The sequence below is a fragment of the Sulfurimicrobium lacus genome, from assembly GCF_011764585.1.
In the GTDB taxonomy this organism is placed as follows: domain Bacteria; phylum Pseudomonadota; class Gammaproteobacteria; order Burkholderiales; family Sulfuricellaceae; genus Sulfurimicrobium; species Sulfurimicrobium lacus.
Genome location: NZ_AP022853.1, coordinates 1,238,702 through 1,264,390 on the forward strand (window position 1 = coordinate 1,238,702; position 25,689 = coordinate 1,264,390).

General features: G+C 61.0%; 21 protein-coding genes. 11 read left to right on the plus strand and 10 right to left on the minus strand.

What is annotated here, in order from left to right; translation table 11 throughout:
* Window positions 1-25: 25 nt before the first annotated feature.
* Window positions 26-568, minus strand: coding sequence for an rRNA large subunit pseudouridine synthase E (locus SKTS_RS06230; RefSeq protein WP_173061868.1), 543 nt, complete (start codon window positions 566-568; stop codon window positions 26-28).
* 98 nt (window positions 569-666) lie between these two features.
* Between SKTS_RS06230 and icd the strand changes: the two genes are divergently transcribed.
* Window positions 667-1,914 carry an NADP-dependent isocitrate dehydrogenase gene (gene icd, locus SKTS_RS06235; RefSeq protein ID WP_173061871.1) on the plus strand — a complete coding sequence of 416 codons (1,248 nt, stop codon included), beginning with the start codon at window positions 667-669 and terminating at the stop codon, window positions 1,912-1,914.
* Between the two features lie 90 nt (window positions 1,915-2,004).
* Here the strand turns inward: icd and cspE are convergent, their stop codons facing one another.
* Window positions 2,005-2,208: a transcription antiterminator/RNA stability regulator CspE gene (gene cspE / locus SKTS_RS06240; protein ID WP_173061875.1), complete on the minus strand. Its 204-nt coding sequence runs from the start codon at window positions 2,206-2,208 to the stop codon at window positions 2,005-2,007.
* A gap of 234 nt (window positions 2,209-2,442) precedes the next feature.
* Here cspE and clpS point away from each other — a divergent pair, with 234 nt between their 5' ends.
* From clpS to efp, 4 genes are read left to right on the plus strand one after another with little or no spacing between them, the layout of a single operon-like run.
* On the plus strand, window positions 2,443-2,751 hold the full coding sequence (clpS, locus tag SKTS_RS06245; protein WP_173068997.1) for an ATP-dependent Clp protease adapter ClpS: 309 nt from the start codon (window positions 2,443-2,445) through the stop codon (window positions 2,749-2,751).
* Between the two features lies 1 nt (window position 2,752).
* Window positions 2,753-5,008 carry an ATP-dependent Clp protease ATP-binding subunit ClpA gene (gene clpA, locus SKTS_RS06250; RefSeq protein WP_173061878.1) on the plus strand — a complete coding sequence of 752 codons (2,256 nt, stop codon included), beginning with the start codon at window positions 2,753-2,755 and terminating at the stop codon, window positions 5,006-5,008.
* On the plus strand, window positions 5,005-6,153 hold the full coding sequence (earP, locus tag SKTS_RS06255; protein ID WP_173061881.1) for an elongation factor P maturation arginine rhamnosyltransferase EarP: 1,149 nt from the start codon (window positions 5,005-5,007) through the stop codon (window positions 6,151-6,153). The genes clpA and earP overlap by 4 nt, the downstream gene beginning before the upstream one ends.
* Before the next feature lie 47 nt (window positions 6,154-6,200).
* Window positions 6,201-6,761: an elongation factor P gene (gene efp / locus SKTS_RS06260; protein ID WP_173061885.1), complete on the plus strand. Its 561-nt coding sequence runs from the start codon at window positions 6,201-6,203 to the stop codon at window positions 6,759-6,761.
* A gap of 41 nt (window positions 6,762-6,802) precedes the next feature.
* On the opposite strand, the gene SKTS_RS06265 is transcribed toward efp, so the two are convergent.
* Entirely contained in the window at window positions 6,803-9,229 is a 2,427-nt protein-coding gene (locus tag SKTS_RS06265) for a serine/threonine protein kinase (RefSeq protein WP_198420437.1), read from the minus strand.
* Between the two features lie 116 nt (window positions 9,230-9,345).
* On the opposite strand from SKTS_RS06265, the gene hemN reads away from it, so the two are divergent.
* The 3 genes from hemN to SKTS_RS06280 all read left to right on the plus strand — a co-directional run bounded on the left by hemN (window position 9,346) and on the right by SKTS_RS06280 (window position 12,848).
* Window positions 9,346-10,719, plus strand: coding sequence for an oxygen-independent coproporphyrinogen III oxidase (hemN, locus tag SKTS_RS06270; RefSeq protein WP_173061888.1), 1,374 nt, complete (start codon window positions 9,346-9,348; stop codon window positions 10,717-10,719).
* A 13-nt stretch (window positions 10,720-10,732) separates the two neighbouring features.
* Window positions 10,733-11,188 (plus strand): flagellar assembly protein FliW, encoded by a 456-nt coding sequence (gene fliW / locus SKTS_RS06275; RefSeq protein WP_173061893.1) that lies wholly within the window; start codon window positions 10,733-10,735, stop codon window positions 11,186-11,188.
* A 124-nt stretch (window positions 11,189-11,312) separates the two neighbouring features.
* The gene (locus SKTS_RS06280; protein ID WP_173061896.1) at window positions 11,313-12,848 is read left to right on the plus strand and encodes a hypothetical protein; all 1,536 of its coding nucleotides are present in this window, start codon (window positions 11,313-11,315) and stop codon (window positions 12,846-12,848) included.
* Window positions 12,849-12,867: 19 nt separating this feature from the next.
* Here SKTS_RS06280 and rho read toward each other — a convergent pair whose 3' ends face one another.
* Both rho and trxA read right to left on the minus strand, forming a co-directional pair.
* A complete protein-coding gene (rho, locus tag SKTS_RS06285) occupies window positions 12,868-14,127 on the minus strand; it encodes a transcription termination factor Rho (RefSeq protein ID WP_173061899.1) in 1,260 nt (419 codons plus the stop codon).
* Between the two features lie 119 nt (window positions 14,128-14,246).
* Window positions 14,247-14,573, minus strand: coding sequence for a thioredoxin TrxA (trxA, locus tag SKTS_RS06290; protein WP_173061904.1), 327 nt, complete (start codon window positions 14,571-14,573; stop codon window positions 14,247-14,249).
* A gap of 42 nt (window positions 14,574-14,615) precedes the next feature.
* Here trxA and SKTS_RS06295 point away from each other — a divergent pair, with 42 nt between their 5' ends.
* From SKTS_RS06295 to SKTS_RS06305, 3 genes are read left to right on the plus strand one after another with little or no spacing between them, the layout of a single operon-like run.
* On the plus strand, window positions 14,616-15,032 hold the full coding sequence (locus SKTS_RS06295; RefSeq protein ID WP_173061907.1) for a DUF3147 family protein: 417 nt from the start codon (window positions 14,616-14,618) through the stop codon (window positions 15,030-15,032).
* Window positions 15,029-17,743 carry a PD-(D/E)XK nuclease family protein gene (locus SKTS_RS06300; RefSeq protein WP_173061910.1) on the plus strand — a complete coding sequence of 905 codons (2,715 nt, stop codon included), beginning with the start codon at window positions 15,029-15,031 and terminating at the stop codon, window positions 17,741-17,743. The genes SKTS_RS06295 and SKTS_RS06300 overlap by 4 nt, the downstream gene beginning before the upstream one ends.
* The gene (locus SKTS_RS06305) at window positions 17,736-21,020 is read left to right on the plus strand and encodes a UvrD-helicase domain-containing protein (protein WP_188200238.1); all 3,285 of its coding nucleotides are present in this window, start codon (window positions 17,736-17,738) and stop codon (window positions 21,018-21,020) included. The genes SKTS_RS06300 and SKTS_RS06305 overlap by 8 nt, the downstream gene beginning before the upstream one ends.
* On the opposite strand, the gene SKTS_RS06310 is transcribed toward SKTS_RS06305, so the two are convergent.
* The 5 genes from SKTS_RS06310 to ilvN all read right to left on the minus strand — a co-directional run bounded on the left by SKTS_RS06310 (window position 21,017) and on the right by ilvN (window position 25,689).
* The gene (locus SKTS_RS06310; RefSeq protein WP_173061916.1) at window positions 21,017-22,402 is read right to left on the minus strand and encodes a DEAD/DEAH box helicase; all 1,386 of its coding nucleotides are present in this window, start codon (window positions 22,400-22,402) and stop codon (window positions 21,017-21,019) included. The genes SKTS_RS06305 and SKTS_RS06310 overlap by 4 nt on opposite strands.
* Window positions 22,403-22,570: 168 nt before the next feature.
* Window positions 22,571-23,344 (minus strand): CDP-diacylglycerol--serine O-phosphatidyltransferase, encoded by a 774-nt coding sequence (gene pssA / locus SKTS_RS06315; protein ID WP_173061919.1) that lies wholly within the window; start codon window positions 23,342-23,344, stop codon window positions 22,571-22,573.
* A 6-nt stretch (window positions 23,345-23,350) separates the two neighbouring features.
* A complete protein-coding gene (locus tag SKTS_RS06320) occupies window positions 23,351-23,995 on the minus strand; it encodes a phosphatidylserine decarboxylase (protein WP_173061922.1) in 645 nt (214 codons plus the stop codon).
* 102 nt (window positions 23,996-24,097) lie between these two features.
* Window positions 24,098-25,114: a ketol-acid reductoisomerase gene (ilvC, locus tag SKTS_RS06325; RefSeq protein ID WP_173061925.1), complete on the minus strand. Its 1,017-nt coding sequence runs from the start codon at window positions 25,112-25,114 to the stop codon at window positions 24,098-24,100.
* Window positions 25,115-25,197: 83 nt separating this feature from the next.
* Complete coding sequence (ilvN, locus tag SKTS_RS06330; RefSeq protein WP_173061928.1) at window positions 25,198-25,689, minus strand: acetolactate synthase small subunit; 492 nt, start codon at window positions 25,687-25,689, stop codon at window positions 25,198-25,200.

Here is a 25,689-nt window from a genome sequence, read left to right on the forward strand (position 1 = left end):
GGCGTCGGTTGACAGGTTCGCTTTATTATTTTGCCGTTGTCATCTCTCGCCACGTGCCCGGTGCCAGTCCTTCAACGCTCCACTCGCCGATGCGAGAGCGGATCAGGCGCAGGGTGGGGAAGCCGACCTTGGCCGTCATGCGCCGTACCTGACGATTTTTGCCCTCACGGATAATCAGCTCGATCCAGCTGGTGGGGATTTCCTTGCGGAAGCGGACTGGCGGATTGCGCGGCCACAGGCCGGGCGGTTCGGGGATTATTTTTGCTTTGGCGGGCTGGCTGACAAAGTCGCCCAGATTCACGCCGCGGCGCAGCTGCGCCAGCGCTTCCGGCGTGGGGTTGCCCTCTACCTGCACCCAGTAAGTCTTGGCCTGCTTGTGGCGGGGGTGGCTGATTTTGTGTTGCAGGGCGCCATCATCAGTTAAAATCAGCAGTCCCTCGCTGTCGGTGTCCAGCCTGCCGGCGGGGTAGACGCCGGGGATTTGCACGTAGTCCTTGAGCGTGGGGTGCATGCCATCGCTGCTGAACTGGCAGATCACGCCGTAGGGTTTGTTGAACAGGATGAGCATGTTTTCAAGAATGGGCAGGATTGACGAGATTATAGGGGCGTTTCCTTTTCCCCGTTCATCGAGTTAATCCTGTCTGTTTTTTCGATTAGGAGCAATACATGTATCAGCACATCAAAGTGCCTGCCACAGGCGAAAAAATCCGGGTCAACAGCGACTTTTCCCTGAATGTCCCGGATTGCCCCATCGTTCCCTTCATCGAGGGCGACGGCACCGGCGTGGACATTACCCCGGTCATGATCAAGGTGGTGGACGCCGCCGTGGACAAGGCCTACGGCGGCAAGCGCAAGATTGCCTGGATGGAAGTCTATGCCGGCGAGAAGGCCACCAAGGTCTATGACGCCGACACCTGGCTGCCGGAAGAAACGGTGGCGGCGGTGCGCGAATACGTGGTGTCGATCAAGGGCCCGCTGACCACGCCGGTTTCCGGTGGCATCCGCTCGCTCAATGTGGCCTTGCGCCAGATGCTCGATCTGTACGTCTGTCTGCGCCCGGTGCGCTATTTCCAGGGCGTGCCCAGCCCGGTCAAGCACCCGGAACGGGTGGAAATGGTGATTTTCCGCGAAAACACCGAAGACATCTACGCCGGCGTGGAGTGGGAGGCAGGCTCTGCCGAAGTGAAGAAAGTGATCGCGTTCCTGCAGCAGGAAATGGGCGTCAAGAAGATCCGCTTCCCCGAGAGTTCGTCCATCGGCATCAAGCCGGTATCCGTCGAGGGTAGCGAACGCCTGATCCGCCGGGCGATCCAGTATGCGATCGACAACCAGCGCAAGTCGGTGACCCTGGTGCACAAGGGCAATATCATGAAGTTCACCGAGGGCGGCTTCAAGAAATGGGGCTACGAACTGGCTGCGCGCGAGTTCGGCGCGGAACTGATCGATGGCGGGCCGTGGATGAAACTGGGTGATAAATTTGGGGGCATCGTCATCAAGGACGTGATCGCCGATGCTTTCCTGCAACAGATTCTGTTGCGTCCGGAAGAATACGATGTGATCGCCACCCTGAATCTCAACGGCGATTATATTTCCGACGCGCTGGCCGCCGAGGTGGGCGGCATCGGCATTGCGCCGGGGGCAAACCTGTCGGACTCGATCGCGATGTTCGAGGCCACGCACGGCACGGCGCCGAAGTATGCCGGCAAGGATTACGTCAATCCCGGTTCGATTATTCTGTCGGCCGAAATGATGTTGCGCCACATGGGCTGGATCGAAGCGGCAGACCTGATTATCAAGGGCATGGACGGCGCGATTGCCGGCAAGAAAGTTACCTACGATTTCGCGCGTCTGATGGAAGGTGCGACGCAGGTTTCCTGTTCTGCTTTCGGCGACGTGATGATTCAGAATATGTAAATCAAGTATTGCTGAGTGCGCCCCCTGGTTTCAGGGGGCGTAAAAAAGCCCGTGGTGAAAACCACGGGCTTCGATCATTCTGAAGCTGTATTAGGCAGCTTGAATGTTAGAGGCTTGTTTGCCCTTAGGACCTTGGGTCACTTCGAATTGGACCTTTTGGCCTTCTTTCAGGGTCTTGAAACCACCCATCTGGATGGCGGAGAAATGCGCAAACAAATCTTCGCTGCCATCATCAGGAGTGATAAAGCCAAAACCTTTAGCGTCGTTAAACCATTTTACGGTACCAGTTGCCATTACATGCTTCCTTAAAAAATTACGGGCTCAAACCCAATGAATATGCTTGAAATTCAAGACCGCAAACGGCAAAACCGGTACTGCAGAAAACTTGAAGCCAAACATAGCCGTCTTTTTACGTCCAATATGACAGCAAGTCAAGCATTATTCGACGGTGTGTCAAATATAAGTTCTTGCCCTTGAAAAATTCGTCATTAGCGTCACAATTGGTACTATTAATCGAGTGTGATGAATATGCCCGGCAAGTATCGTGAAAGCACAGTATTGGAGGGGCAGCGCGCCAAGCTGAAGCCGCCTTCGCTGTTCAAGGTGATCCTGCTTAACGATGATTACACGCCAATGGAATTCGTGGTGATCGTGCTGCAGCGCTTTTTTGCCAAGGACCGTGAACAGGCGACGCAAATCATGCTCAAAGTTCATAGGGAGGGGCGCGGTTTATGCGGCGTCTATCCCCGCGATATAGCAGCAACCAAGGTGGAACAGGTGTTGGCATTTGCCAACGAGCATCAGCATCCGCTGCAATGCGTGATGGAGGAAACGTGAAATGATTGCCCAGGAACTGGAAGTATCTTTACATATGGCGTTCATCGAGGCGCGCCAGAAGCGCCACGAGTTCATTTCCGTGGAACACCTGCTGCTGGCCATGCTCGACAACCCGACTGCGGCCCAGGTGCTGCGTGCCTGTGCTGCGAACATCGACGAGTTGCGCAAGCAACTGTCCGATTTCGTGGCCGAGCATACGCCCACCGTGGCGGGTACGGACGACGTGGACACTCAGCCTACCCTGGGTTTTCAGCGCGTGATTCAGCGCGCCATTCTGCACGTGCAATCCTCCGGCAAGAAAGAAGTGACCGGCGCCAACGTGCTGGTGGCGCTGTTCGGCGAAAAGGACTCCCATGCCGTGTATTTCCTGCAGCAGCAGGGAGTGAACCGCCTCGACGTGGTCAATTACATTTCCCACGGTATCAGCAAGGTGCAGGAAGGCGCCGTTCCGCGCCAGGAGCCGGAACAGGAAAACGAACAGGAGCCGACGCCGGCCTCGGCGCTCGACAGTTTTACCCAGAACCTCAACCACCAGGCTTTGGCCGGCAAGATCGACCCGCTGATCGGTCGCGATCTCGAGCTGGAGCGCGTGGTGCAGACCCTGTGCCGCCGGCGCAAGAACAATCCGTTGCTGGTGGGCGAGGCGGGCGTGGGCAAGACCGCCATTGCCGAAGGATTGGCGCGCCGCGTCGTGGAAGGCGAGGTGCCGGAGGTGCTGGCGAAAAGCACGGTCTATGCGCTCGACATGGGGGCCTTGCTGGCCGGTACCAAGTATCGCGGTGATTTCGAGCAGCGCCTCAAAGCGGTGCTCAAGCAACTGACCGACGATCCGAATGCGATCCTGTTCATCGACGAAATTCACACCCTGATCGGTGCTGGCGCAGCCTCCGGCGGCACGCTGGATGCGTCCAACCTGCTCAAGCCGGCTTTGAGCTCCGGCCAGTTGAAGTGCATCGGCGCGACGACCTACAACGAATACCGCGGCATTTTCGAGAAGGACCACGCCCTGTCGAGGCGCTTCCAGAAAATTGACGTGCCCGAGCCGTCGGTGGAAGAGACGGTGGAAATCCTGCGCGGCCTCAAGTCGCGTTTCGAGGCCCATCACGGCGTGAAATACACGGCGGCAGCCCTGACCACCGCGGCGGAGCTTTCTGCGCGTTACATCAACGACCGCCATCTGCCCGACAAAGCGATCGATGTCATCGACGAAGCGGGCGCAGCGCAGCGCGTGCTGCCCAAGTCGAAGCAGAAGAAAACCATTTCCATCAAGGAGATAGAGGACATTATCGCCAAGATTGCGCGCATCCCGCCCAAGAGCGTTTCCAGCGACGACCGTTCGGCGCTGAAGACACTGGAACGCGATCTCAAGGCGGTGGTGTTCGGCCAGGACAATGCGATCGAAGCCCTGGCGTCGGCGATCAAGATGGCGCGCAGCGGGCTCGGCAGTCCCAACAAGCCGATCGGCTCGTTCCTCTTTTCCGGCCCGACCGGCGTGGGCAAGACCGAAGTGGCGCGGCAGCTGGCTTATGTGATGGGCATCGAACTGATCCGTTTCGACATGTCCGAATACATGGAGCGCCATGCGGTGTCGCGCCTGATCGGCGCGCCGCCGGGATATGTGGGTTTCGAGCAGGGCGGCCTGATGACCGAGCAGATCACCAAGCACCCCTACAGCGTGCTGCTGCTGGACGAGATCGAGAAGGCGCACCCGGATATCTACAACATCCTGCTGCAGGTCATGGACCACGGCACGCTCACCGACAACAACGGCCGCAAGGCGGATTTCCGCAACGTCATCATCATCATGACGACCAATGCCGGCGCCGAGAATCTGTCCAAGGGCAGCATCGGCTTCGCGCAGAGCCAGAAAGCCGGCGACGAAATGGCCGAGATCAAGCGGTTGTTCACGCCGGAGTTCCGCAACCGCCTGGATGCGACGATTTCCTTCCGCGCCCTGGACCATGAAGTCATCCTGCGCGTGGTGGACAAGTTCCTCATGCAACTGGAGGAGCAACTGCACGAGAAGAAAGTTGAAGCGACTTTCACAGATGCACTCAAGGACTATCTCGCCAAGCGCGGATTCGACCCGCTCATGGGTGCGCGCCCGATGGCTCGCCTGATCCAGGACACCATCCGCCGCGCGCTGGCGGACGAACTGCTGTTCGGGCGGCTCGCCAACGGCGGCCATGTCACGGTGGACATGGACGGCGATGCCGTGCATCTGGCGTTTGACGAAGAGCTGGAAAAAGCTATTTGACCCAGCACGGCCGGAAATGGGACATTTTCTGTGCCGTGGTGGACAACTTTGGCGATATCGGCGTGTGCTGGCGCCTCGCACGCCAGCTTGCCGCCGAACATGATATTGAAGTGCGTCTGTGGGTGGACGACCTTGCCAGCCTGCAAACCATCTGTCCTGAAATCAATCCCGACCTGAGTGAGCAGACTGCGCGCCGCGTTGTGGTGCGGCGCTGGGAAGCGTCATTTCCCGCCGTGGCGCCCGCCGATGTGGTGATCGAGGCTTTCGGCTGCGAGCTTCCCGCAGGCTATGTCGCGGCGATGGCGGATGCGGCGTGCAGGCCGGTGTGGGTCAACCTGGAATATCTCAGTGCGGAGATCTGGGTCGAGGGCTGCCATGGTTTGCCCTCGCCCCATCCCCGCCTGCCGTTGACCAAATACTTCTTTTTCCCCGGATTTTCATCCGCTACCGGCGGATTGCTGGCGGAAAGCGGGCTGCTGGAGCGACGTCAGGCATTCCAGAGCGATCCCGAGCAGCTTGCCCGGTTCTGGCAATCCATCGGCTTGCCGCAGCCTGAAGCCACGGAGTGTCGCGTGTCCCTGTTCGGCTACGAAAATCCTGCCCTGCAGGGACTGCTCGAGGCCTGGGCCAGTGGCGTTTTCCCCGTGACCTGCCTGGTGCCGGAGGGCCGCATGGTGGCCGGTGTGGCCGCTTATTTCGGGCGACGCGAACTGGCCCGGGGCGAGTTGTTGCAGCGCGGCAGTCTCGCCGTGCACGTGCTGCCGTTCCTGGAGCAGGAGCGTTACGACTACCTGCTGTGGGCGTGCGACTGCAATTTCGTGCGCGGCGAGGACTCCTTCGTGCGCGGCCAGTGGGCGGTGCGGCCTTTCGTCTGGCACATCTACCCGCAGAACGAAGGGGCGCACTGGGTCAAATTGAATGCCTTTCTGGACCGCTATTGCGCCGCTTTGCCGGGCGATGCGGCCGCCGCCTTGCGCGGTCTGTGGGAGGCCTGGAGCCGCGGCGACGGGGCGGGCGAAGCGTGGCCTGCTTTCTGGCAATGGCGCGAGGTGCTGGAGCAGCATGCACAACGCTGGGCGGATGCACAGATAATGCATGGCGATCTTGCGGCAAATCTGGTGCAATTTTGTTGGAAAAAGATATAATTACGGATTTTTCCGCATCACCATTTTTAGCGTAGGACGAAAGTATTATGAAAACCGCACAGGAACTTCGCGCAGGCAACGTCTTCATGATCGGAAGCGACCCCATGGTCGTGCTGAAGGCCGAATACACAAAATCCGGCCGCAATGCGTCCGTGGTCAAGATGAAATACAAGAACCTGCTTTCCGGTTCTCCCGGCGAGAGCGTGTTCCGCGCGGACGATAAGTTCGAGGTGGTGTCGCTGGAGCGCAAGGAAGTGACCTATTCCTATTTCGCCGACCCGATGTACGTGTTCATGGACGCCGACTACAACCAGTACGAAGTTGAAGCCGAAAACATGGGCGACTCGCTCAACTACCTGGAAGACGGCATGCAGTGCGAGGTGGTGTTCTACAACGGCAAGGCCATTTCCGTGGAACTGCCCACCACCGTGGTTCGCGAAGTGATCTACACCGAACCGGTGGCACGCGGCGACACTTCCGGCAAGGTAATGAAGACGGCCAAGATCGGCACCGGCTTTGAACTGCCGGTCGCGGCTTTCGTCGAAATTGGCGACAAGATCGAGATCGATACCCGTACCGCGGAATATAAGCGGCGCATTACCGGCTAAGGTTAGGGTAAACGTAAAAAAAGGCGCCTCGGCGCCTTTTTTTACGCCTGTGTCTTGATCGCCAGCAGCGCCTGATTGCGCAGCACGCGCAATAGTCCCAGTTCCTGCTCCGGCAGCTTGATGTCCCCGGCTTTGGGTTTGTCGGCGTAAATCAGCGCAACCGGGTTGTTCTTGAGCACGATCGGGAACAGCACGAAAGTATGTGCCGGGACAGATTGGCGATACCAGGCCGGGATGCGGGTCTGGATTTTTGGGTCGTCGATGTCTTCGATGATGATGTCGACGTTGTTTTTCATGCTGACATGAAAAACATCCGGCGAGAACGCCATGGAGAACTTGAAGTGTTTAATGACCTCCGTGGTGTCCGGCCCGAAGCCGGAGCGTGCCGACATCATGTTCTGGCGCGCGTCCTTGATGCACAGCAGCACGCGGGAGAAACCGATGCTGGTGTACATGGTTTCCATGATCATGCGCATGATGTCGTTGAGCGAGCGTCCTTCCACCAGCGAATTGCTGATGTCCTGAATGCCCTGGGTAAGGATGCCCTGGGCATTCTCGTGCATTCTTCCCGGGGGGAGCTCGATCGTGCGCGTCTGGTCGTCGTCTCCGATTAGCGTGCCGTCCTCGCCGAGGATGGCATCCGTCATGCCGCTGGCTGTTGCCATCGTCGCAGGAGCGGCTTCTGCACGGGTGGTGCCCTTGATTAGTTGTTTCCCGAGCTTGCTCTGGCGCAGATCGAGCTGCAGCGTGCTGACGAACTTGGCGAAATCCAGCGCGGCACTTTCCGCAGTGGCGAGGATGGCTTTTTCGCCGATTTCCAGCGCGGAGCCGAAGCGTTGCGTGAGGCGCAACAGTTCCTTGGTTCTTTCGCTGCTCTCTTCGTGAGTGGCCATGCGGCAGATTTCATGCGAAAAAGCCGATAGCGTGTTGAGGCGATCAAGGTCCGTAGCCGGCCTTTTGACCCTGTCGCCAGGCGGCAGGCTGCGCATGCTGTGGGAAATCTGCTCGGGAAAATTCCACGCCTTGGCAACGCCGATCCCTATATCCTGGTACGACATGCCGAGGACCGTGATCGAGGCATTTTCTTCGCTCATCTTTTTTTGCTGAGCGAGCTTGTTTACTTCTTCCACCTCTTCCAGCAGGTAGAACATGCACAGCAATTTGCCAAGATTGTGGAAAAGTGCGCAGATGAAGCCTTCTTCGGAGTTGCGGATGCCGACTTTATTGGCCAGTCCCTTGGCGATGATGCCGCTGTACAGCGAGCGCACGAACTCGTCCTTGAGCTGGGCGGCGTGCTCCTTGTTCTGCAGGTGGTCGAACAGCATCAGGGTAAGCGCGAGGTTGCGCACCGCGTCGAAACCCAAGATCACCACCGAGCGCGACACCGTGCTGATGGCGCCGCCGCCGCACTGCGAATAATAGGCGGCGTTGACCACTTTCAGCAGTTTGCTGGTGAGCGCCACGTCCTTGAGGATGGCATTGGAAAGCTGCGTGACGCTTTCCATCTCCGAGGAGGTGATGCGGTTGATGGCGCTGATGGACTCCGCCAGCGCGGGGAAATCGCTCTTGTGGCGCATGCGGCGCAACAGGAAATCCAACGTTCCCTGGTTGGTGGTGGCGGCAATGGGATCGGTTTCTGGATTGAGGTAAGTCTGTAGCGCCGCTTTCATTTCCTGTGCCGAGTCGTAACGGCTCATGGGGTCTTTGGCCAGCGCCTTGAGCACGATATCGTCGAGCTTTTCGTCCACCTGGCTGTTGCGTGCCGATGGCGGGGCGATCGGTTCATCGACGATGAGGCGCAGCGTGTCGCGCGGATCGCGGCCTTGTACCGCAGGCTTGCCGGTCAGCATCTGGTGCAGAATCATGCCGCTGGCGAATATATCCAGCTTGGGGCCGATTTCCTTGTCGGTAATGTATTCCGGCGCCATGTAGCCCGGGGTGCCGAACAGCATCAGCTCCTGCTCCGCGCCGGCCTTTTCGGAAATGCGCGTGGCGATGCCGAAATCCATTACGCGCGGCACGCCTTCGGCGTTGATCAGGATGTTGGACGGCTTGAGGTCGCGGTGGATGATGTTGTGCTGGTGCGCGTAGGCCACGGCATCGAGAATCTGGATGGCCAGTTCCACGGCGCGTTGCGAGGCCAAGGCACCTTCGCGTTTGATGAGGAGGGAGAGGTCGCTGCCCTGAACATATTCGAACACCAGGTAGGGGTTGCCCTCGTGTTCGCCGGCCTCGAAAATCGGCACGATATTGGGGTGCTGCAGCTTGCTCACGGTGCGTGCTTCGTCGATCAGCGCCCGCGTGCGTTTGAGATGGTCTTCCCCGCCGGCGAGGTGCACCGTCTTGATCGCCACTTCGCGTTGCAGGTGCGGGTCTTCGGCGAGATAGACCACGCTCTGGGCGCCTTCGCCGAGTACTCTTAATACCTTGAAACGTCCGATGGTGGACGGGATTGCAGCATTGCTCATGCGTTTGATTCAGGAGTTGATAATCGTCGGATGAGTGTAACTCAAGCCCGGGTGTTTTTTCATCAAAATCCGGCCGGAAGCGTATAATCTCCCAACGTTATTTGGTGCTTCTATTCATGGAACTCGCAATCTCCCTTCTCGAAAAATACAGCAAGGCCGGGCCACGCTATACCTCTTATCCTACTGCCCCCTATTTCACCGAAGCCTTCGGCGAAAAGGAATGGCTGGGCGAGATCAACACCACTCAGGGGCTCGGCCGCGATTTGTCGCTTTACGTCCATGTGCCATTTTGCGATACCTTGTGCTACTACTGCGGCTGCAACATGGTGGCGACGCATGATTACAGCAAGGCCGACACCTACCTCGGCTACCTGTTCCAGGAAATCGACCGGGTCGCGGCGCTGACTGCGCCCGATCGCCAGGCGAAGCAGGTGCATTGGGGCGGCGGCACGCCAACTTTCCTCAAGCCGGCCGACATCCGGCGCCTGTTCCAACACCTCGCTTCGCGTTTCAACATTGCCCCGGACGCCGAGATCAGCTGCGAACTCGACCCGCGCGAGTTGAGCCGGGAACATATCGCCGCGCTGGCCGAGTCGGGCTTCAACCGCGTCAGCATGGGGGTGCAGGATCTCGATGAAACGGTGCAAAAGGCCGTTAACCGCGTGCAGCCCGAGGCGCTGATTCGCCAGGTTTTTAACTGGCTGCGCGAAGCCGGTTTCGAGAGCATCAATATCGACCTGATGGTCGGCCTGCCGCACCAGAGCGTGGAAAGCTTCACGCCCACCCTGGACAAGATCGTCGAACTCGGACCCGACCGCCTGGCCGTGTTCAACTACGCGCACGTGCCGTGGATGAAGAAACACCAGAAATTGATCCTGGAAAGCGATCTGCCCGATCTGACCACCAAGCTCGCACTGCAGAAGCTCATCATGGAGCGGCTGGCGGCAGAAGGCTATGTCTACATCGGCATGGACCATTTCGCCAAGGCCGACGACGAGATCGTCAAGGCCCAGAAAGCCAAGACCCTCTACCGTAACTTCCAGGGCTACACCACCAACCGGAATTGCGATATCTACGCCTTTGGCGTTTCGGCCATCAGCCAGACGGAAGACGTTTACGTGCAGAACGCCAAGAACCTCGCTGAGTACCAGCGCCGCATCGGTAGCGGTGGACTCGCCACGGAACGCGGCTTGCGCATTTCACGCGACGACAAAATCCGGCGCGAGGCCATCAGCAATATCATGTGCGATCTGGAGCTTGACAAGGCCAAATTTGGTGTAGAGTGGGAAATTGATTTCGACACTTTCTTCGCCGACGCTCTGCCGGAGCTTCAGGAACTGGCTGCCGATGGCCTAGTGTGCCTGGAACCAGGCGTAATCAAGGTGACTGAAACCGGGCGCATTTTCCTGCGCAATATCGCCATGCCCTTCGATGCATATTTGCGCCAGCAATCGGTTGAAATCAAGCCGCGTTACTCGAAAACTTTATAAAAGGAGTCCGCACATGAAAGCCAATACGATTCGTTTCGGTGAGCTGGAAGTCAATCCGGAAACCATTCTGACATTTCCCCGCGGTTTGCTCGGATTGGAAAACTGCACCCGCTTCAAGTTGCTGCACAACGTGGAAAAAGACGCTCCCGTGGTTTTTTTTCTGCAATCCCTCGATGACCCCGCAGTCACTTTTTCCGTTGTTAACCCCGCCCAATTCGGCATCAACTACGAGTTTGTCCTGTCGGACGAAGAAACCGACCTGTTGCAGTCAGTGGAGCCAAGCGACTTGGCAGTGGCGCTGATGGTCTATATGCCCATGGGAGCAAATACAGCTAAGGATGAGGCCGGTGGCGGTATCTCAGCAAATATAAATGGCCCGCTGGTGCTGAATCTGGGCAAGAAATTAGGCTTGCAGAAAGTTCTGGTTGGGCCGCAGTTCGACATCACCCTGCGCGACCAAGGCAGCTAAGTTCGGCGCCTCCCGGAGTCGAAAAAAGGCGCTGCGGCGCCTTTTTTTCGCTCTGGATAAAGGTTGCGCAGGATGACGGCATGAAATATGCTCGACAACACGTTCATTTATTCAATTGGTTCACATGTTCGATCTGCTTGCCCTGTTCCGCACCAAACCTTCGGGCTTTCTCACCAGCGCGAAGACCGCGGACGCGTGGCTGCAGGACCTGCGCGGGCACGACGAATACGAGGCGCAGAAGCAAGTCATCGATGCGCTTTCCGGCTTCCTGAAAAGTCAGGAACCCCTGACTCGGGAGCGTCTCAAGGTGCTGAGGCACGTCGACGAAACCAGTCAGGCATTCCAGAAAAAGCTCGGCGAAACGTATTTTCAGCACCAGAACGAGCTCAAGCGTGGCGAGGACGTCCTGTGGAAGAGCATGACGACCCTGTTTTCCCGGCTCGCCCACAGCTACCAGCTCTTTATCCACGAAATCGTGGCGCAACGCGGCAAGAGCGAATTCACCCGTTACCTCCCCACCATCGCCGCCCGCACGCTGCATTACTACGCCCAGGGCATCAAGTGGGGCTACTTTCACCAGGAGCCGGTGCAGCCTGTGATGTGGAAGCGCCTGCACAAGTACTACCTGATGTGCGAAAACGCCCGTCTGGCCACCACCGAAGTGGAACTCAACAGCAAGCGGCTCACCACCTGCTGCAACGAATACATGCAGATCCTGCTGCTCGACATGATCAAGCCCATGACCCTGCCGCCCGACCAGATCGAAATGGTGGACCACTGGCTCGATCACTGGTCGCATCTGGTCCCGCTGGAGCAGGATTGCGACCCGGAAACGCACATGCACTGCGTCGACCTTTCTACCGGGGTAGGCGCGCGCAAGCTGCTGGAGGAAATGCACGGTCCCGACCTGCGTTGCTGGAGCATGGTCGATCTCTACCTGCAAATCCGCAAATCGCGCACCGGCCTGACGGATGGGAACTGGAGCGAGCATGTGGAACTGGGCGACGAATGCGTTTTGCCCGACTGCATCGACCTGCTGGATTACGTCGCGCGCTACTGGATACGCCCCGAGGCGGCACGGCGCCAATGCCGCGCCCCGGTGGAGGACCGCATGGTGGAAATGGCCTGCGGCGTCGGTGCCATCTATTCCTGCCTGCAACCGGAAGAAGCGCGCCCGGGGCATAAAATCCCCTTCGAACACTGGTCGGTTCAGGACGAAAGTGAGGGCGGCTACGGCCTGGTGGAGGCGCGTCCGACGGAACGGGCGCAGGAAGGCAAGCTGGTCCTGGTCAAGCCTTCCGGCCATGACGGGGCGTGGGAAATCGGCGTGGTGCGCTGGAAAAGGGATTCCGAGTCAGGCATGCCGGCACTGGGGGTCGAGCGTCTGAGCGACGCCCCCAAGCAGGTGGAGCTGACCGAAGCGGACGGCGGCGAGGGCGTCATCAAGGCGCTCTTTCTACCCAAGCTGTATCAACGTGACATCAACAGCAGCCTGATCCTGCAGAGCGCGGATTTCCGCGAAGGACGCCTGCTGGACATGCACTACCGCAACAACGTCTTCCACGTGCGCCTAGCCGAAGTCGTGGACAGCAGCGAGGAATGGGTGAGGGTGCACTTTACCGTGCTGGGCAATCGCACGCCGGGCGCCAAGGCGGCGTGATGCCCAGAAATGAGGCGGCTTAGCCTCTGCGCATCGAGTCGAAGAAGTCCGCGTTGCTCTTGGTGGCCTTGATCTTGTCGAGCAGGAATTCCATCGCGTCCAGGTCGTCCATCGGGTAGAGCAATTTGCGCAGGACCCAGATTTTCTGCAGCACGTCGGCCTTGATGAGCAGTTCTTCGCGGCGGGTGCCGGAGCGGTTGACGTTGATCGCCGGGTAGAGGCGTTTTTCCGCCATCTTGCGATCAAGGTGGATTTCCATGTTGCCGGTGCCCTTGAACTCTTCGTAGATCACGTCGTCCATGCGCGAGCCGGTGTCCACCAGAGCGGTGGCGATGATGGTCAGGCTGCCGCCTTCCTCGATATTGCGCGCTGCGCCGAAGAAGCGCTTGGGGCGCTGCAGGGCGTTGGCGTCGACGCCGCCGGTGAGGACCTTGCCGGAGGCGGGGACCACGGTGTTGTAGGCGCGCGCCAGGCGAGTGATGGAGTCGAGCAGGATGACCACGTCCTTCTTGTGCTCCACCAGGCGTTTGGCTTTTTCCAGCACCATTTCGGCGACCTGGACGTGGCGCGTGGCAGGTTCGTCGAAGGTGGAAGCGACTACTTCGCCGCGCACGGTACGCGTCATTTCCGTCACTTCCTCGGGGCGCTCGTCGATGAGCAGCACGATCATGATGACGTCGGGGTGATTGGTGGCGATGGCGTGGGCAATGTGCTGCAGCATCACGGTCTTGCCGCTCTTCGGGCTGGCTACCAGCAGGCCGCGCTGGCCCTTGCCGATGGGCGCGACCATGTCGATGACGCGGCCGGTGATGTTTTCTTCCGCCTTGATGTCGCGTTCCAGGATCAGCGGCTGGGTGGGGAACAGCGGAGTCAGGTTCTCGAACAGGATCTTGTGCTTGGAATTTTCCGGCGGCTCGCTGTTGACCTTGTCCACCTTGACCAGCGCGAAGTAGCGTTCGCCTTCCTTGGGGGTGCGGATCTCGCCCTGGATGGTATCGCCGGTGTGCAGGTTGAAGCGGCGAATCTGCGAGGGGCTGACGTAGATGTCGTCCGGTCCAGCCAGGTACGAGGTGTCGGGCGAGCGCAGGAAGCCGAAGCCGTCCTGCAGTACTTCCAGCGTGCCATCACCGAAGATGCTTTCGCCTTTTTTTGCCTGATTCTTGAGCAGGGCGAAGATCAGGTCCTGCTTGCGCAGTCGGCTGGCGCCATCGATTTCATTGGCGATGGCCATCTCGACCAGTTCGGAGACGTGTTGTTGCTTTAACTCGGATAAATGCATGGCAATAGAGCGCTTCTAGGATGACTTGCGGGAAAGAAAGATAGAGACTGGTGAAACCTGAGCTGGCAAGCTAAGCGCTTGCCAGTCGAAAGGAGTTATTAAGATTGAGCGTAACGGCTTTAGATGTTGCTGTCAATAAAAGCGGTGAGCTGTGACTTGGACAGCGCGCCCACCTTGGTGGCTTCCACGTTGCCGTTCTTGAAAATCATCAGGGTCGGGATGCCGCGGATGCCGAACTTGGGCGGCGTGGCCTGGTTTTCGTCGATGTTGAGCTTGGCGATCTTGATCTTGCCTGCGTATTCCTGCGCCACTTCATCCAGAATCGGGGCAATCATCTTGCATGGTCCGCACCAGTCCGCCCAGTAGTCGACCAGCACGGGAATCTGCGATTGCAGAACTTCCTGCTCGAAAGAGTCGTCACTGATGTAATGGATATGTTCGCTCATGGATTGCCTCTTAACATTCGGAATTGAAAGGGATTTTTGTTGATGCCTGATTGGGATGGCGTCTGTTGTTCGGTGGTCAAGAACAGGGATAAACGCTATGCTAACCAAAAATACCAAGTAAGGGAAGCATTGATGCTGGTGCTAAAAATATTAATCAGCGTAGCGGTTCTATTAGCGGCGGCGGAAGCGGCGAAGCGCTCTCCCTTCTGGGGTGCGGTGATCGTTTCGCTGCCGCTGACGTCGATGCTGGCCATGGCATGGCTGTATTGGGACACGCGCGACGCGGCGCGGGTGAGTGCCTTCGCGCGCGACATTTTCTACTTGGTTCCGCCGTCGCTGCTGTTCTTCCTGCCCTTCCTGTTCGAATCCCGCAGCCATTGGCCGTTCTGGCTGAATTTTGCTGTCGGCGCGGCGCTTGCCGCGAGCGGCATGTTAGGCATGCGATTCGTGCTGAAATGAGCGGCAACGCGCTTCGTCCTTCCGCTGCGGACCCGTTGCTCAGCGCCGCTGCGCGCGAAATCGTCGCCCTCGAGCGCGCCCGCCTGCCCAACCTGAGCGGCGTGACCGTGCTGCTGCCCAATCTCCATGCCGCCGCGGAATTCGGCCGCATATTGCGCGACACGGCCGGGGTGGACACCTTGCTCCTGCCGCGCTTCGCCACCCTGCGGAGCCTCGCGGAGCAACAGGACACGGGCCGGGCACGCCTGCCCGTCAGCCGCCGTCAGGCGATGATCTACCGGGCCTTGCGCGACAAGGACTGGTTTCGCGAGGGTGATTTGTGGCACGTCAGCGCCGAGCTGTTGCGCCTGTTCGACGAAATCACCTTGAGCCAGGTAGCGCTTCCATCCACTTATGAAGCGTTCGTACATCTGCTGGAACAGGCCTACCGGGCGCGCAGCGGGCTCCCGCTGCAATTCGAGGCCCGGCTGGTGCATGAGCTGTGGCACGCCATGTCCGCCAGGGGGGAGGGGGCGCTGGACGATGCCACGCTCTATCACCTGCAGCTGGCGCAGTTGGCCGATATGGCAGCTGCGCCGCTGTACACCGTGGGGCTCAACGACCTCGTCCCGATGGAGTCGGCCTTTTTCGCGCTTTATGCCCGTTCTTGCCCGGTGCGCCATTTTTCGGTCGCTGCGATTGAAGCCGATCCCGCCGGTTTGACGGGCCTGCTGTCTGCCGCCTGGGGCGAGTCGGGGCAAAGTGAACACTTGCACGACCGCGCGAGCGCTTTCCGCGATATTGCCTCAACCAGTCCCTTGTCCGGACGGCATGAACGGCTTTGCCTGTGCGGCGCCAACAGCCTGGAACAGGAAGCCGAGACAGTCGCCTTCCGCGTCGGCCAGTGGCTGGCGCAAGGCAAGACGGCCATCGCCGTGGTGGTCCAGGACCGGCTCGTGGCGCGGCGCGCGCGTGCCCTGCTGGAGCGGGCGGCGGTGCTGGTGACCGACGAAACCGGCTGGACCCTTTCCACCACCAGCGCCAGCACGGTGGTGATGCGCTGGCTGGACAACCTGGACAGCCGCTTCCATTACCAGGATTTGCTCGATCTGCTCAAATCCCCGTTCATCTTCACCGCCTGGGAACCGGCACGGCGGCGCCATGGGGTGTACCGCCTGGAACAGCTGATCCGCAAGCACAGCGTGGTGTCGCACCTGATGCGCTACCGCGCGCTGGCCGGGGACGAGGCGGAAGTCGTCGAGTTGCTCGATGCCCTGGGCGAGGCGCAAAAGCTGCTCGAAAAACGCAAAAGGCGCTCGCTGGCCGAGTGGCAGCAAGGCTTGCTGGCGAGCCTGGATGTCTTGCAGATTCGTGGGGGGCTGCAGCGCGACCTGGCCGGGGACCAGTTGCTCCAGTTGCTCGAGCGCCTGCATCTCGAACTGGCCCAGGACGCCACTGCATTCAGCTATTCCGAATGGCGGCAATGGCTGAACCAGCAACTGGAAGAGGCGGTTTTTCGCGACGCCAGCATCACCAGCCCGGTGGTGTTCACCCACCTCGCGGCCTGTCGCCTGCGCCGCTTCGACGGAGTGGTCATCGCCGGCGCCGATGCGGCCCATTTGCCGGGGCGGGGGCGCGAGAGCGTATTCTTCAACCAGGCCGTCAGAGCACAGCTCGGCTTGCCCGATCGTCGCGCCGCATTGGAAACCGAGCGGCAGAATCTGGCGTCGCTGCTGGTTGCCTGCCCGGAGGTGTGGGTGACCTGGCAGGCGCGCAAGAACGGCGAGCCCAATCCGCTCAGCCCGTGGTTCGAGCGCCTGGAAATTTTCCATGTGCTGGCTTATGGAGAAGGCTTGAAGGATTCTGGCTTTCAGCCTCCAGCCATCAGCTTTCAGCCTGCAGTTCTCGCTGCGCACCCTGCCCCGGTGCTGCCTGAGCAGCTTGTTCCTGCCACCATTTCCGCCAGCGGTTACAACAGCCTGGTGGCTTGTCCCTACCAGTTCTACGCGCGTCACGCCCTGCGCCTGAACGAACTGGACGAGGTGTCCACCGCGCTGGAAAAGCGCGATTACGGCGAGTACGTGCACGACATCCTGCACCGTTTCCACCTCGTCTATCCGATTCTGAGTGGCCAGGATACCGCCGTGTTGCAGCAGGTGTTGCGCGACATCAGCAAGGAAGTATTCACCCGCGCCATCGAGGCGGATTTCGTCAGCCATGCTTGGGCCTTGCGCTGGGACGCGTCCATACCCGGCTATATCGCCTGGCAGCTGGCGCGGGAGCTGGAAGGGTGGCGCTGGCAGGAAGGGGAAGTGGAGCGCACGCTGGACATTCCCCTGGCTGGCGAACGGCAGCTCAGGCTGCGCGGTCGGCTGGACCGGGTGGACAGTAAAGGCGCCGCGCTCGCGGTGCTCGACTACAAGACGCAGAACGCCGAGGGGCTGAAGAAAAAGCTCAAGCAAGCCGGCGAGGACGTTCAGCTGCCCTGTTACGCCCTGTTGCTGGGAGAAATGCCGCAGCAGGCCGCGTTCGTGGCGGTGGACGAGGAGGACGTGGGTCAGGTCGAGGCGGCCGAGGACATCGCCGTGCTGGCGCAGGCCAACCGCGTGCGTCTGCGCGACATGTTCGATGCGCTGTACCGCGGCGCTTCGCTCCCTGCCCAGGGCATATCCCAGGCCTGCGAATACTGCGAAATGCGCGGCCTGTGCCGCAAGGACTACTGGAATGCATGAATTCGACTACCACACCGCACTGAATCCCGAGCGCTCGGTGGTGATCGAAGCCTGCGCCGGCAGCGGCAAGACCTGGCTGCTGGTGTCGCGCATCCTGCGCCTGCTGCTGGCGGGTGCCGAGCCGGGCGAAATCCTCGCCATCACTTTCACGCGCAAGGCCGCCCAGGAGATGCAGGCGCGCCTGCTGGAGTGGCTGCGCCTGCTGGCCCTGCAGCCGGAAGATGAGGCACGCGAATTTCTGCGCCAGCGTGCCTTGTCGGACAGCGAAATCGAACAATTGCTGCCGCACGCGCGCAACCTGCTGGAACGCGTGCTGACTGCCGAGCCGACACTCACCATCAACACTTTCCACGGCTGGTTCCTGCAGCTGCTGCAAAAGGCGCCGCTCGAAGGCGGCGCGGTGGGCAATTTTTCCCTGCTCGACCAGACCTCGGCCTTGCTGGAAGAGGCGTGGCAGAGTTTTGCCGAGGACCTCGCCGAGCAAGAGGAAGACCCGACCGCCAGCGCTCTGCAGGAGCTGTTCCGCGGCCATGGGCTGTTCAATACCCGCGCCCTGCTGCTGGGGTTCGTCGCCAAGCGCGCGGAGTGGTGGGCTTACACCGCAGGGCAGGCCGATCCCCTGGCCTATGCCCTGGAACGCTTGCGCCGCGAACTGGACGTCGATCCGGAACAGGACGTGCTGGCGGAAATGCAGCAGGACCCCGTGTTGGCCGAATGGCACAGCGAATACGCGCAGCTCCTGGGGAAGAACACCGCGACCGACCAGAAACTCGCGGCCCAACTGGTGGATGCGCTGGCGTTGAAGGATCTTGACCAGCGTTTCGCCACGCTGTGCCCGGTGTACTTCACCAAGAGCGGTACGCCGCGCGTTCGCGCCTCTTCGCCAACCCAGGCCAAGCGGCTGGGCGCGCATGGCGAAGCGCGCCTGATCGAATTGCACCAGATGATGTGCGACCTGCTGTATGAAGCCCGCGACCGCCTCACCGCCCAGGCCGTGTACCGCTTCAATTGCATCGGCCTGCGCTGCGGCGCGGCGCTGCTCGACGCCTACCAGCGTCTCAAGGAAGCGCGCCAGATGCTGGATTTCGCCGATGTCGAATGGCGCGTGTTCCAGCTGCTGAGCCGCAGCGATTACGCCGAGTACATGCAGTACAAGCTGGACAGCCGCTACAGCCATATCCTGCTGGACGAGTTCCAGGACACCAACCCCCTGCAGTGGCAGGTGATGCAGGCCTGGCTGGGCGCTTACGGCGCGGTGGGCAGCCGCCCCAGCGTGTTCCTCGTGGGCGACCCCAAGCAGTCGATCTACCGCTTCCGCCGCGCCGAACCGCGCCTGTTCCAGATCGCCGCCGCGAGCCTGATGCGCGATTTCGCTGCCGCCCGGCTGGAACAGGACCGCTCGCGGCGCAGCGCGCCGGCGGTCATCCAGGCGGTGAACCGGGTGTTCGCCGCGCAGCCGGACTTCGCGGGTTTTCGCGAGCATGGCTGGCACCACGACACGCAGGAGGGCGCCGTCGCGCTGCTGCCGCTGGCGGAGAAACCAGCCCAGGCCGAAGAAGAGGGCGCCGACGACACCGTGCCGATGTTGCGCAATCCGCTCCAGCAGGCGCGTCAGGAAGACGAGGACGTGCGCCACGAGCAGGAGGCGGCCCAGCTCGCGGAGAAAATCACCGCCATCGTCGGCCGCTGGCAGGTGGATGACGAGAAGCGCGGGCCGCGCCCCGCGGACTACCGCGACATCATGCTGCTGGTCCGGAGCCGGACCTGGCTCGCCACTTACGAACGCGCTCTGCGCGCGGCGCGCATCCCCTATCTCAGCTCGCGCCAGGGCGGCCTGCTGGACACGCTGGAATGCAGCGATCTGGCGGCCTTGCTGGAGTTTCTCGTGACGCCTTTTGCCGACCTTAAGCTGGCCCAGGTGCTGCGCTCGCCCGTGTTCGGCTGCGACGATAGCGACCTGATGCGGCTGGCGCGCGGAGAGGAGAGCAGCTGGTGGCAGCGCCTGAAGGCCCTGCCCGAGGAACTGCTCACTGCGCCCTTGAAGCTGGCGCTCGAACGCCTCGCAGCCTGGCAGGAAATCGCGGACCGCCTGCCGGTGCACGACCTGCTCGACCGCATCTACTTCGAAGGCGAGGTGCTGCAGCGCTATCGCATGGCCGTGCCGCAAGCCATGGTCGCCGCGGTGCAGGCCAATTTGCATGCCTTCATCGAGCTGGCGCTCAACATGGACAGCGGTCGTTATCCCAGTCTGGCGCGTTTCATCGACGAGGTGGCGGCCCTGCGCCGCGCGCCGGAGCAGGAGTCGCCGGACGAGGGCCTGATCGGCGACGGCGGCAACGCGCTGCGCATACTCACCGTGCACGGCGCCAAGGGGCTGGAAGCGCCCATCGTGTGGCTGCTGGACGCCAACGCCGCGCCGCGCAACGAAAGCGGGTACCGGATTTTGGTCGACTGGCCGCCGGAAGATGTGGCGCCGCGCCACTTCTCCCTGGTAAGCCGCAAGGCGGAGCTGGCACGGGCGCGCGAACATTACGTGGAAGCGGAAGCGGCGCACGCCCGGCGCGAGAACCTCAACCTGCTCTACGTCGCCATGACGCGCGCCAAGCAGGCGCTGATCGTGAGCGGCAGCACGAGCGGCAAGGGCGGGGAAAGCTGGTACCAGAAAATCCAGGCCGGTCTGCAGGACAGCGGACTCGGCGTTGGACTTTCGCCCGCCGCCGTGCCGCCTGCCTTCGATATGGAGGAGAAGCCAAGCGTTGCCCTCGAGCAAAACAACCTGCCGGTGCCGCCGACCGGGCGGCGGGAGCCTTTCTCCCGGCTCGACCCCGCGCGCCATCATGGTATCCAGTTGCATGCGCTGCTGGAATGGGTGGACATGGGGCGTGACCTGCCGGAACAGAAAGAGCCGCTACAGGCCCGGCTCGGACTCGAAGAAGCGGAGTTTGCGCCGCTCTGGGCCGAAGCGCTCGAACTGCTGCGGGCGCCGGTGCTGCAGCGGTTTTTCGATCGGGCGCAGTATCAGGCGGCCTGGAACGAACTCGGCTACCAAGGCGGGGACGGGGAAGTGCGCCGCATCGATCGCCTGGTCGAGTTCGCCGACTGCGTGTGGGTGCTCGACTACAAGACCGGCGGCGGGGCGGTGGATGACCCGGATGTGCTTGCCGCACCCTATCGCGGGCAAATGAACGAATACCGGCGCGCCATGGAAAGCGTGTTTCCGGGCAAGCCGGTGCGTTGCGCCCTGGTTTTTCCCGGGCCAACGCTCGTCGAGGTCTAGTCGCCTTTCCGTCCCAGGCCGCCCAACAGTGCCGCCACCTGCCGCTGCGGGCGCTTGCCGTGAGAGGCGGCGTGGCCCATGGGTTGCTTGAGGTGATGGTTGTTGGCCGCCGGTTTGGGTACGCCTTCGCTCGGCGCGCGCTGGGCATGGTGTTCCGCGGCGGGCGGCAATTCAGGACGGCGCGGGGGAGTACGTTCACGACCGCGTTCCCGCGACGGCGCTTCGCTCCTGGGCGTGCTGCCCGGTTCGAAACCCGCCACGACCACCTTGGGGATCTCGCGCTTGATGAGGCGTTCGATTTCGCCCAGCATGCGCATTTCCTCTTCGCTCACCAGTGAAATCGCGTCGCCCTGGCTGCCGGCGCGGCCGGTGCGCCCGATGCGGTGCACGTAGTCTTCCGGCGAATTGGGCATTTCGAAATTGAATACGTGGGGCAGCTGGTCGATGTCGATGCCGCGCGCCGCCACGTCGGTCGCCACCAGCACCCGTACCGCGCCTTCCTTGAAGTCGGACAATGCCTTGGTGCGTTGCGGCTGGCTCTTGTCGCCGTGAATCGCCACCGCCAGTATGCCGTCGCGCTCCAGCTGGTGGGCAAGGCGGTCGGCGCCGTGCTTGGTGCGGGCAAATACCAGCACTTGGCGCAAATCCTGGGTTTTGATCAGGTGGGACAGCAGTTCGCGCTTGCGCGCCTGTTCCACCGGATGCGCCACCTGGGTGACGTTTTCGGCGGCGGTATTGCGGGCCGCCACTTCGATCAGCACCGGGTCGCGCAGCAGGGAATCGGACAGGCGCTTGATTTCCTCGGCGAAGGTGGCCGAGAACAGCAAACTCTGGCGCTGCGCCGGTAGCAGGCTCATGATGCGGCGCAAGTCGGGCAGGAAGCCCATGTCCAGCATGCGGTCGGCTTCGTCCAGCACGAGGAATTCGACTTTGGAGAGGTTGATGCTCTTTTGCTGCACGTGGTCCAGCAGGCGGCCGGGCGTGGCCACCACGATGTCCACGCCGGCGCGCAAGGCATCAATCTGCGGATTCATGTTGACGCCGCCGTAAATCACGGTGGCCTTGAGCGGCAGGTATTTGCCATAGGTGCGCACGCTTTCCTCGACCTGGGCCGCGAGTTCGCGCGTGGGGGTGAGGATCAGGGCGCGAATCGGGTGCTTGGCGGGCGAGGTGCTGGTGCTGGCATGCGTGGCCAGGCGGTGCAGCAGCGGCAGGGTGAAACCGGCGGTCTTGCCGGTGCCGGTCTGGGCGCCGGCCATGATGTCGCGGCCTTGCAGGACCACGGGGATGGCCTGTGCCTGGATCGGGGTCGGTTCGGTGTAGCCCTGGTCGGAGACGGCGCGCAGAATTTCGGGGCGTAGCCCAAGATCTTCAAAGGTCATGTGTTTTTATTGCTCCTGGATCAGCCTGTCGTAGGTACGCCAACGAGCCGGTCCAGGCGTGGAATTTTCTGAAGGAAAGATGGGTTGATAAACGCTGTGGTTCGCGACCGGATTGCGTCCCACGTGAAAAGGATTTTACTGGATATTCAATCCCTTGAACAGGGATCGTCATACTTCGGGCGGTACCGCCTTGCGTACCCGGCGCTGCCTGATGCGCTGCCATGCCCAGGCGCTGTAGCCGGACAGGGCATACAGGACGAATCCGGCGAACAGGACATGTGCCGATCCGAGGTAGATCAGGATGAAAAAGAGCACGATCGCCAGCACCATGGTGAAGGGGACGGTGCGGCGCAGGTTGATGTCCTTGCCGCTGTAGTAGCGGATGTTGCTCACCATGGTGAGGCCGGCGAACAGGGTGACGCCCCAGACCACCCAGCGGATATCGGTTCCCTTGATGCCGTAGTCGTTCATGATCCATACCAGTCCGGCGATAAGAGCCGCGGCAGCGGGGCTGGGAAGCCCCTGGAAGTAGCGCTTGTCCGCCACTTCGAGCTGGGTGTTGAAGCGTGCCAGACGCAAGGCGGCGCAGGCGCAATAGACGAAAGCGGCGATCCAGCCGAGCTTGCCCATGCCTTTCAGCGCCCAGACGTAAACCACTAGGGCCGGCGCGACGCCGAAGGAAACCATATCGGAAAGCGAGTCGTATTCCGCGCCGAAAGCGCTCTGGGTCCGCGTCAGGCGTGCCACGCGGCCGTCCAGCCCATCCATCACCATGGCAATGAAAATCGCCATGGCGGCGGCTTCGTAGCTGCCGTTCATGGCCTGGACGATGGAATAAAATCCGGCGAACAGCGCCGCGGTGGTGAACAGGTTGGGCAGCAGGTAGATGCCGCGGCGGCGCAGCTTGGGGTCGAGCAGGGGCTTGTGGTTGGTCTGCTGCATCAGGGTCTAGGCGAGCTCGGCCAGCACGGTTTCCGCCGCGTAGACCTTGTCACCCAGGCTGACCTTGGGCTGTGCGGTCAATGGCAGGTAGACGTCCACGCGCGAGCCGAAGCGGATGAAGCCGTAGCGCTGGCCGCGCGCCAGCACGTCGCTGGGCACCACGTAGCACAGGATGCGGCGTGCGATCAGACCGGCGACTTGCACCGAGGTGACGTCCGCGCCGTCCTTGGTTTGCAGCCACACCGCGTTGCGCTCGTTTTCCAGCGAGGCCTTGGCGAGGTCGGCATTGAAGAACTTGCCGGGGTGGTACCACACTTCCTTCACCGTGCCGTCAACCGGGCTGCGGTTGGAGTGCACGTTGAACACGTTCATGAAGACGCTGATCTTCAGGGCGTCGCGTTGCAGGTAATGGTCATGGGTACGTTCCACGGCGACGATCCTGCCATCGGCAGGGGACAGCACGATATTGGGCGCCTGCGGCACGGTGCGTGCCGGGTCGCGGAAAAACTGCAGTACGAACAGGCTGATGATCCACAGCGGCAAGGCCCACAGCCAGCCATAGAGGATCGTCACGAAGAGGGAGGCAATGACAGACGCGGCCAGGAAGGGCCAGCCTTCACGCGCAATAATAGGGTGAGGATAGTTGTTCAATTTTGGAGGGGCTACGCCGATGCACATGATTTTAGTGAGGAGTGAAGAGTAAGGAGTGAGGAGAGAAGGTTCTACCCCTCACTCCTCACCCCTAACTACTTACTAGTTTTTAGACTGGTCAACCAGCTTGTTCTTGGCGATCCACGGCATCATGGAACGCAGTTGCGCGCCCACGATTTCGATCGGGTGCTCGGCGTTGAGACGGCGACGCGCGGTCATTTCCGGATAGTTGGTCTTGCCTTCCAGGATGAAGCGCTTGGCGTAATCGCCAGTCTGGATGTTTTTCAGCGCTTCTTTCATCGCGGCACGCGCCTGGTCACCAATCACGCGCTGACCGGTGACATATTCGCCGTATTCAGCGTTGTTGGAGATGGAGTAGTTCATGTTGGCGATGCCGCCTTCGTACATCAGGTCGACGATCAGCTTGAGTTCGTGCAGGCATTCGAAGTAGGCCATTTCCGGGGCGTAGCCGGCTTCGGTCAGGGTTTCGAAGCCTGCCTTCACCAGTTCCACCGCGCCGCCGCACAGCACGGCTTGCTCGCCGAACAGGTCGGTTTCCGTCTCTTCACGGAAGTTGGTTTCGATCACGCCGCCCTTGGTGCCGCCGTTGGCTGCTGCGTAGGACAGAGCGATGTCCTTGGCTTTGCCGGACTTGTCCTGGTATACCGCGATCAGGGAGGGCACGCCGCCGCCCTTGAGGTATTCGGAGCGCACGGTATGGCCGGGGCCCTTGGGGGCGACCATGATCACGTCCAGGTCGGCGCGCGGCACGATCTGGTTGTAGTGGATGTTGAAGCCGTGGGCGAAAGCCAGGGCTGCGCCTTTCTTGATGTTCGGCTCGACGTCGCCGTAGTAGGCGCTGGGCTGCTGCTCGTCCGGTACCAGGATCATGACGACATCGGCGCCCTTGACTGCCTTGGCGACTTCTTCCACCTTGTGGCCGGCCTTTTCAGCCTTGTCCCACGAGGCGCCGCCCTTGCGCAGGCCGATCGTGACTTTGCAGCCGGAATCCTTCAGGTTGTTGGCGTGGGCGTGGCCCTGCGAGCCGTAGCCGACGATGGTCACTTTCTTGCCTTTGATCAGGGAGAGGTCGGCGTCTTTGTCGTAATAAACTTTCATGGTTTTCCTTTCATTGCTTAGTGAGGAGTGAGGAGAAAGGAGTAAGGAGCAGGGTTTTTCCCTCACGCCTCACTCCTCACCCCTCACGATTTAAGTATTCTGTCGCCGCGACCGATACCGGAAGCACCGGTGCGCACTGTTTCCAGAATGGCGCTCTTGTCCAGCGCTTCGAGAAAGGCGTCGAGCTTCGATCCGGCACCGGTCATTTCGATGGTGTAGGTTTTGTCGGTGACGTCGATGATGCGTCCGCGGAAGATATCCGCCATGCGCTTCATTTCCTCGCGCCATTCGCCTTCGGCGCGCACTTTGACCAGCATCAGTTCGCGTTCGATATGGCCGGCTTCGGAGAGGTCCACCACCTTGACCACGTCGATCAGCTTGTTGAGTTGTTTGGTGATCTGTTCGATGACTTCATCCGAGCCGCGCGTGACGATGGTCATGCGCGACAGGGTGGCGTCCTCGGTGGGGGCCACGGTGAGCGATTCGATATTGTAGCCACGTGCCGAAAACAGGCCTGCCACGCGGGACAGGGCACCAGCTTCATTTTCCATCAGGAGGGAGATGATATGTCTCAT

Bases quoted from the DNA above. Each gene is read 5' to 3' on its own strand.
- SKTS_RS06230 (WP_173061868.1), bottom strand. From the start codon at position 568: ATGCTCATCCTGTTCAACAAACCCTACGGCGTGATCTGCCAGTTCAGC.
- icd (WP_173061871.1), top strand. From the start codon at position 667: ATGTATCAGCACATCAAAGTGCCTGCCACAGGCGAAAAAATCCGGGTC.
- cspE (WP_173061875.1), bottom strand. From the start codon at position 2,208: ATGGCAACTGGTACCGTAAAATGGTTTAACGACGCTAAAGGTTTTGGC.
- clpS (WP_173068997.1), top strand. From the start codon at position 2,443: ATGCCCGGCAAGTATCGTGAAAGCACAGTATTGGAGGGGCAGCGCGCC.
- clpA (WP_173061878.1), top strand. From the start codon at position 2,753: ATGATTGCCCAGGAACTGGAAGTATCTTTACATATGGCGTTCATCGAG.
- efp (WP_173061885.1), top strand. From the start codon at position 6,201: ATGAAAACCGCACAGGAACTTCGCGCAGGCAACGTCTTCATGATCGGA.
- SKTS_RS06265 (WP_198420437.1), bottom strand. From the start codon at position 9,229: ATGAGCAATGCTGCAATCCCGTCCACCATCGGACGTTTCAAGGTATTA.
- hemN (WP_173061888.1), top strand. From the start codon at position 9,346: ATGGAACTCGCAATCTCCCTTCTCGAAAAATACAGCAAGGCCGGGCCA.
- fliW (WP_173061893.1), top strand. From the start codon at position 10,733: ATGAAAGCCAATACGATTCGTTTCGGTGAGCTGGAAGTCAATCCGGAA.
- SKTS_RS06280 (WP_173061896.1), top strand. From the start codon at position 11,313: ATGTTCGATCTGCTTGCCCTGTTCCGCACCAAACCTTCGGGCTTTCTC.
- rho (WP_173061899.1), bottom strand. From the start codon at position 14,127: ATGCATTTATCCGAGTTAAAGCAACAACACGTCTCCGAACTGGTCGAG.
- trxA (WP_173061904.1), bottom strand. From the start codon at position 14,573: ATGAGCGAACATATCCATTACATCAGTGACGACTCTTTCGAGCAGGAA.
- SKTS_RS06295 (WP_173061907.1), top strand. From the start codon at position 14,616: ATGCCTGATTGGGATGGCGTCTGTTGTTCGGTGGTCAAGAACAGGGAT.
- SKTS_RS06300 (WP_173061910.1), top strand. From the start codon at position 15,029: ATGAGCGGCAACGCGCTTCGTCCTTCCGCTGCGGACCCGTTGCTCAGC.
- SKTS_RS06305 (WP_188200238.1), top strand. From the start codon at position 17,736: ATGCATGAATTCGACTACCACACCGCACTGAATCCCGAGCGCTCGGTG.
- SKTS_RS06310 (WP_173061916.1), bottom strand. From the start codon at position 22,402: ATGACCTTTGAAGATCTTGGGCTACGCCCCGAAATTCTGCGCGCCGTC.
- pssA (WP_173061919.1), bottom strand. From the start codon at position 23,344: ATGCAGCAGACCAACCACAAGCCCCTGCTCGACCCCAAGCTGCGCCGC.
- ilvC (WP_173061925.1), bottom strand. From the start codon at position 25,114: ATGAAAGTTTATTACGACAAAGACGCCGACCTCTCCCTGATCAAAGGC.
- ilvN (WP_173061928.1), bottom strand. From the start codon at position 25,689: ATGAGACATATCATCTCCCTCCTGATGGAAAATGAAGCTGGTGCCCTG.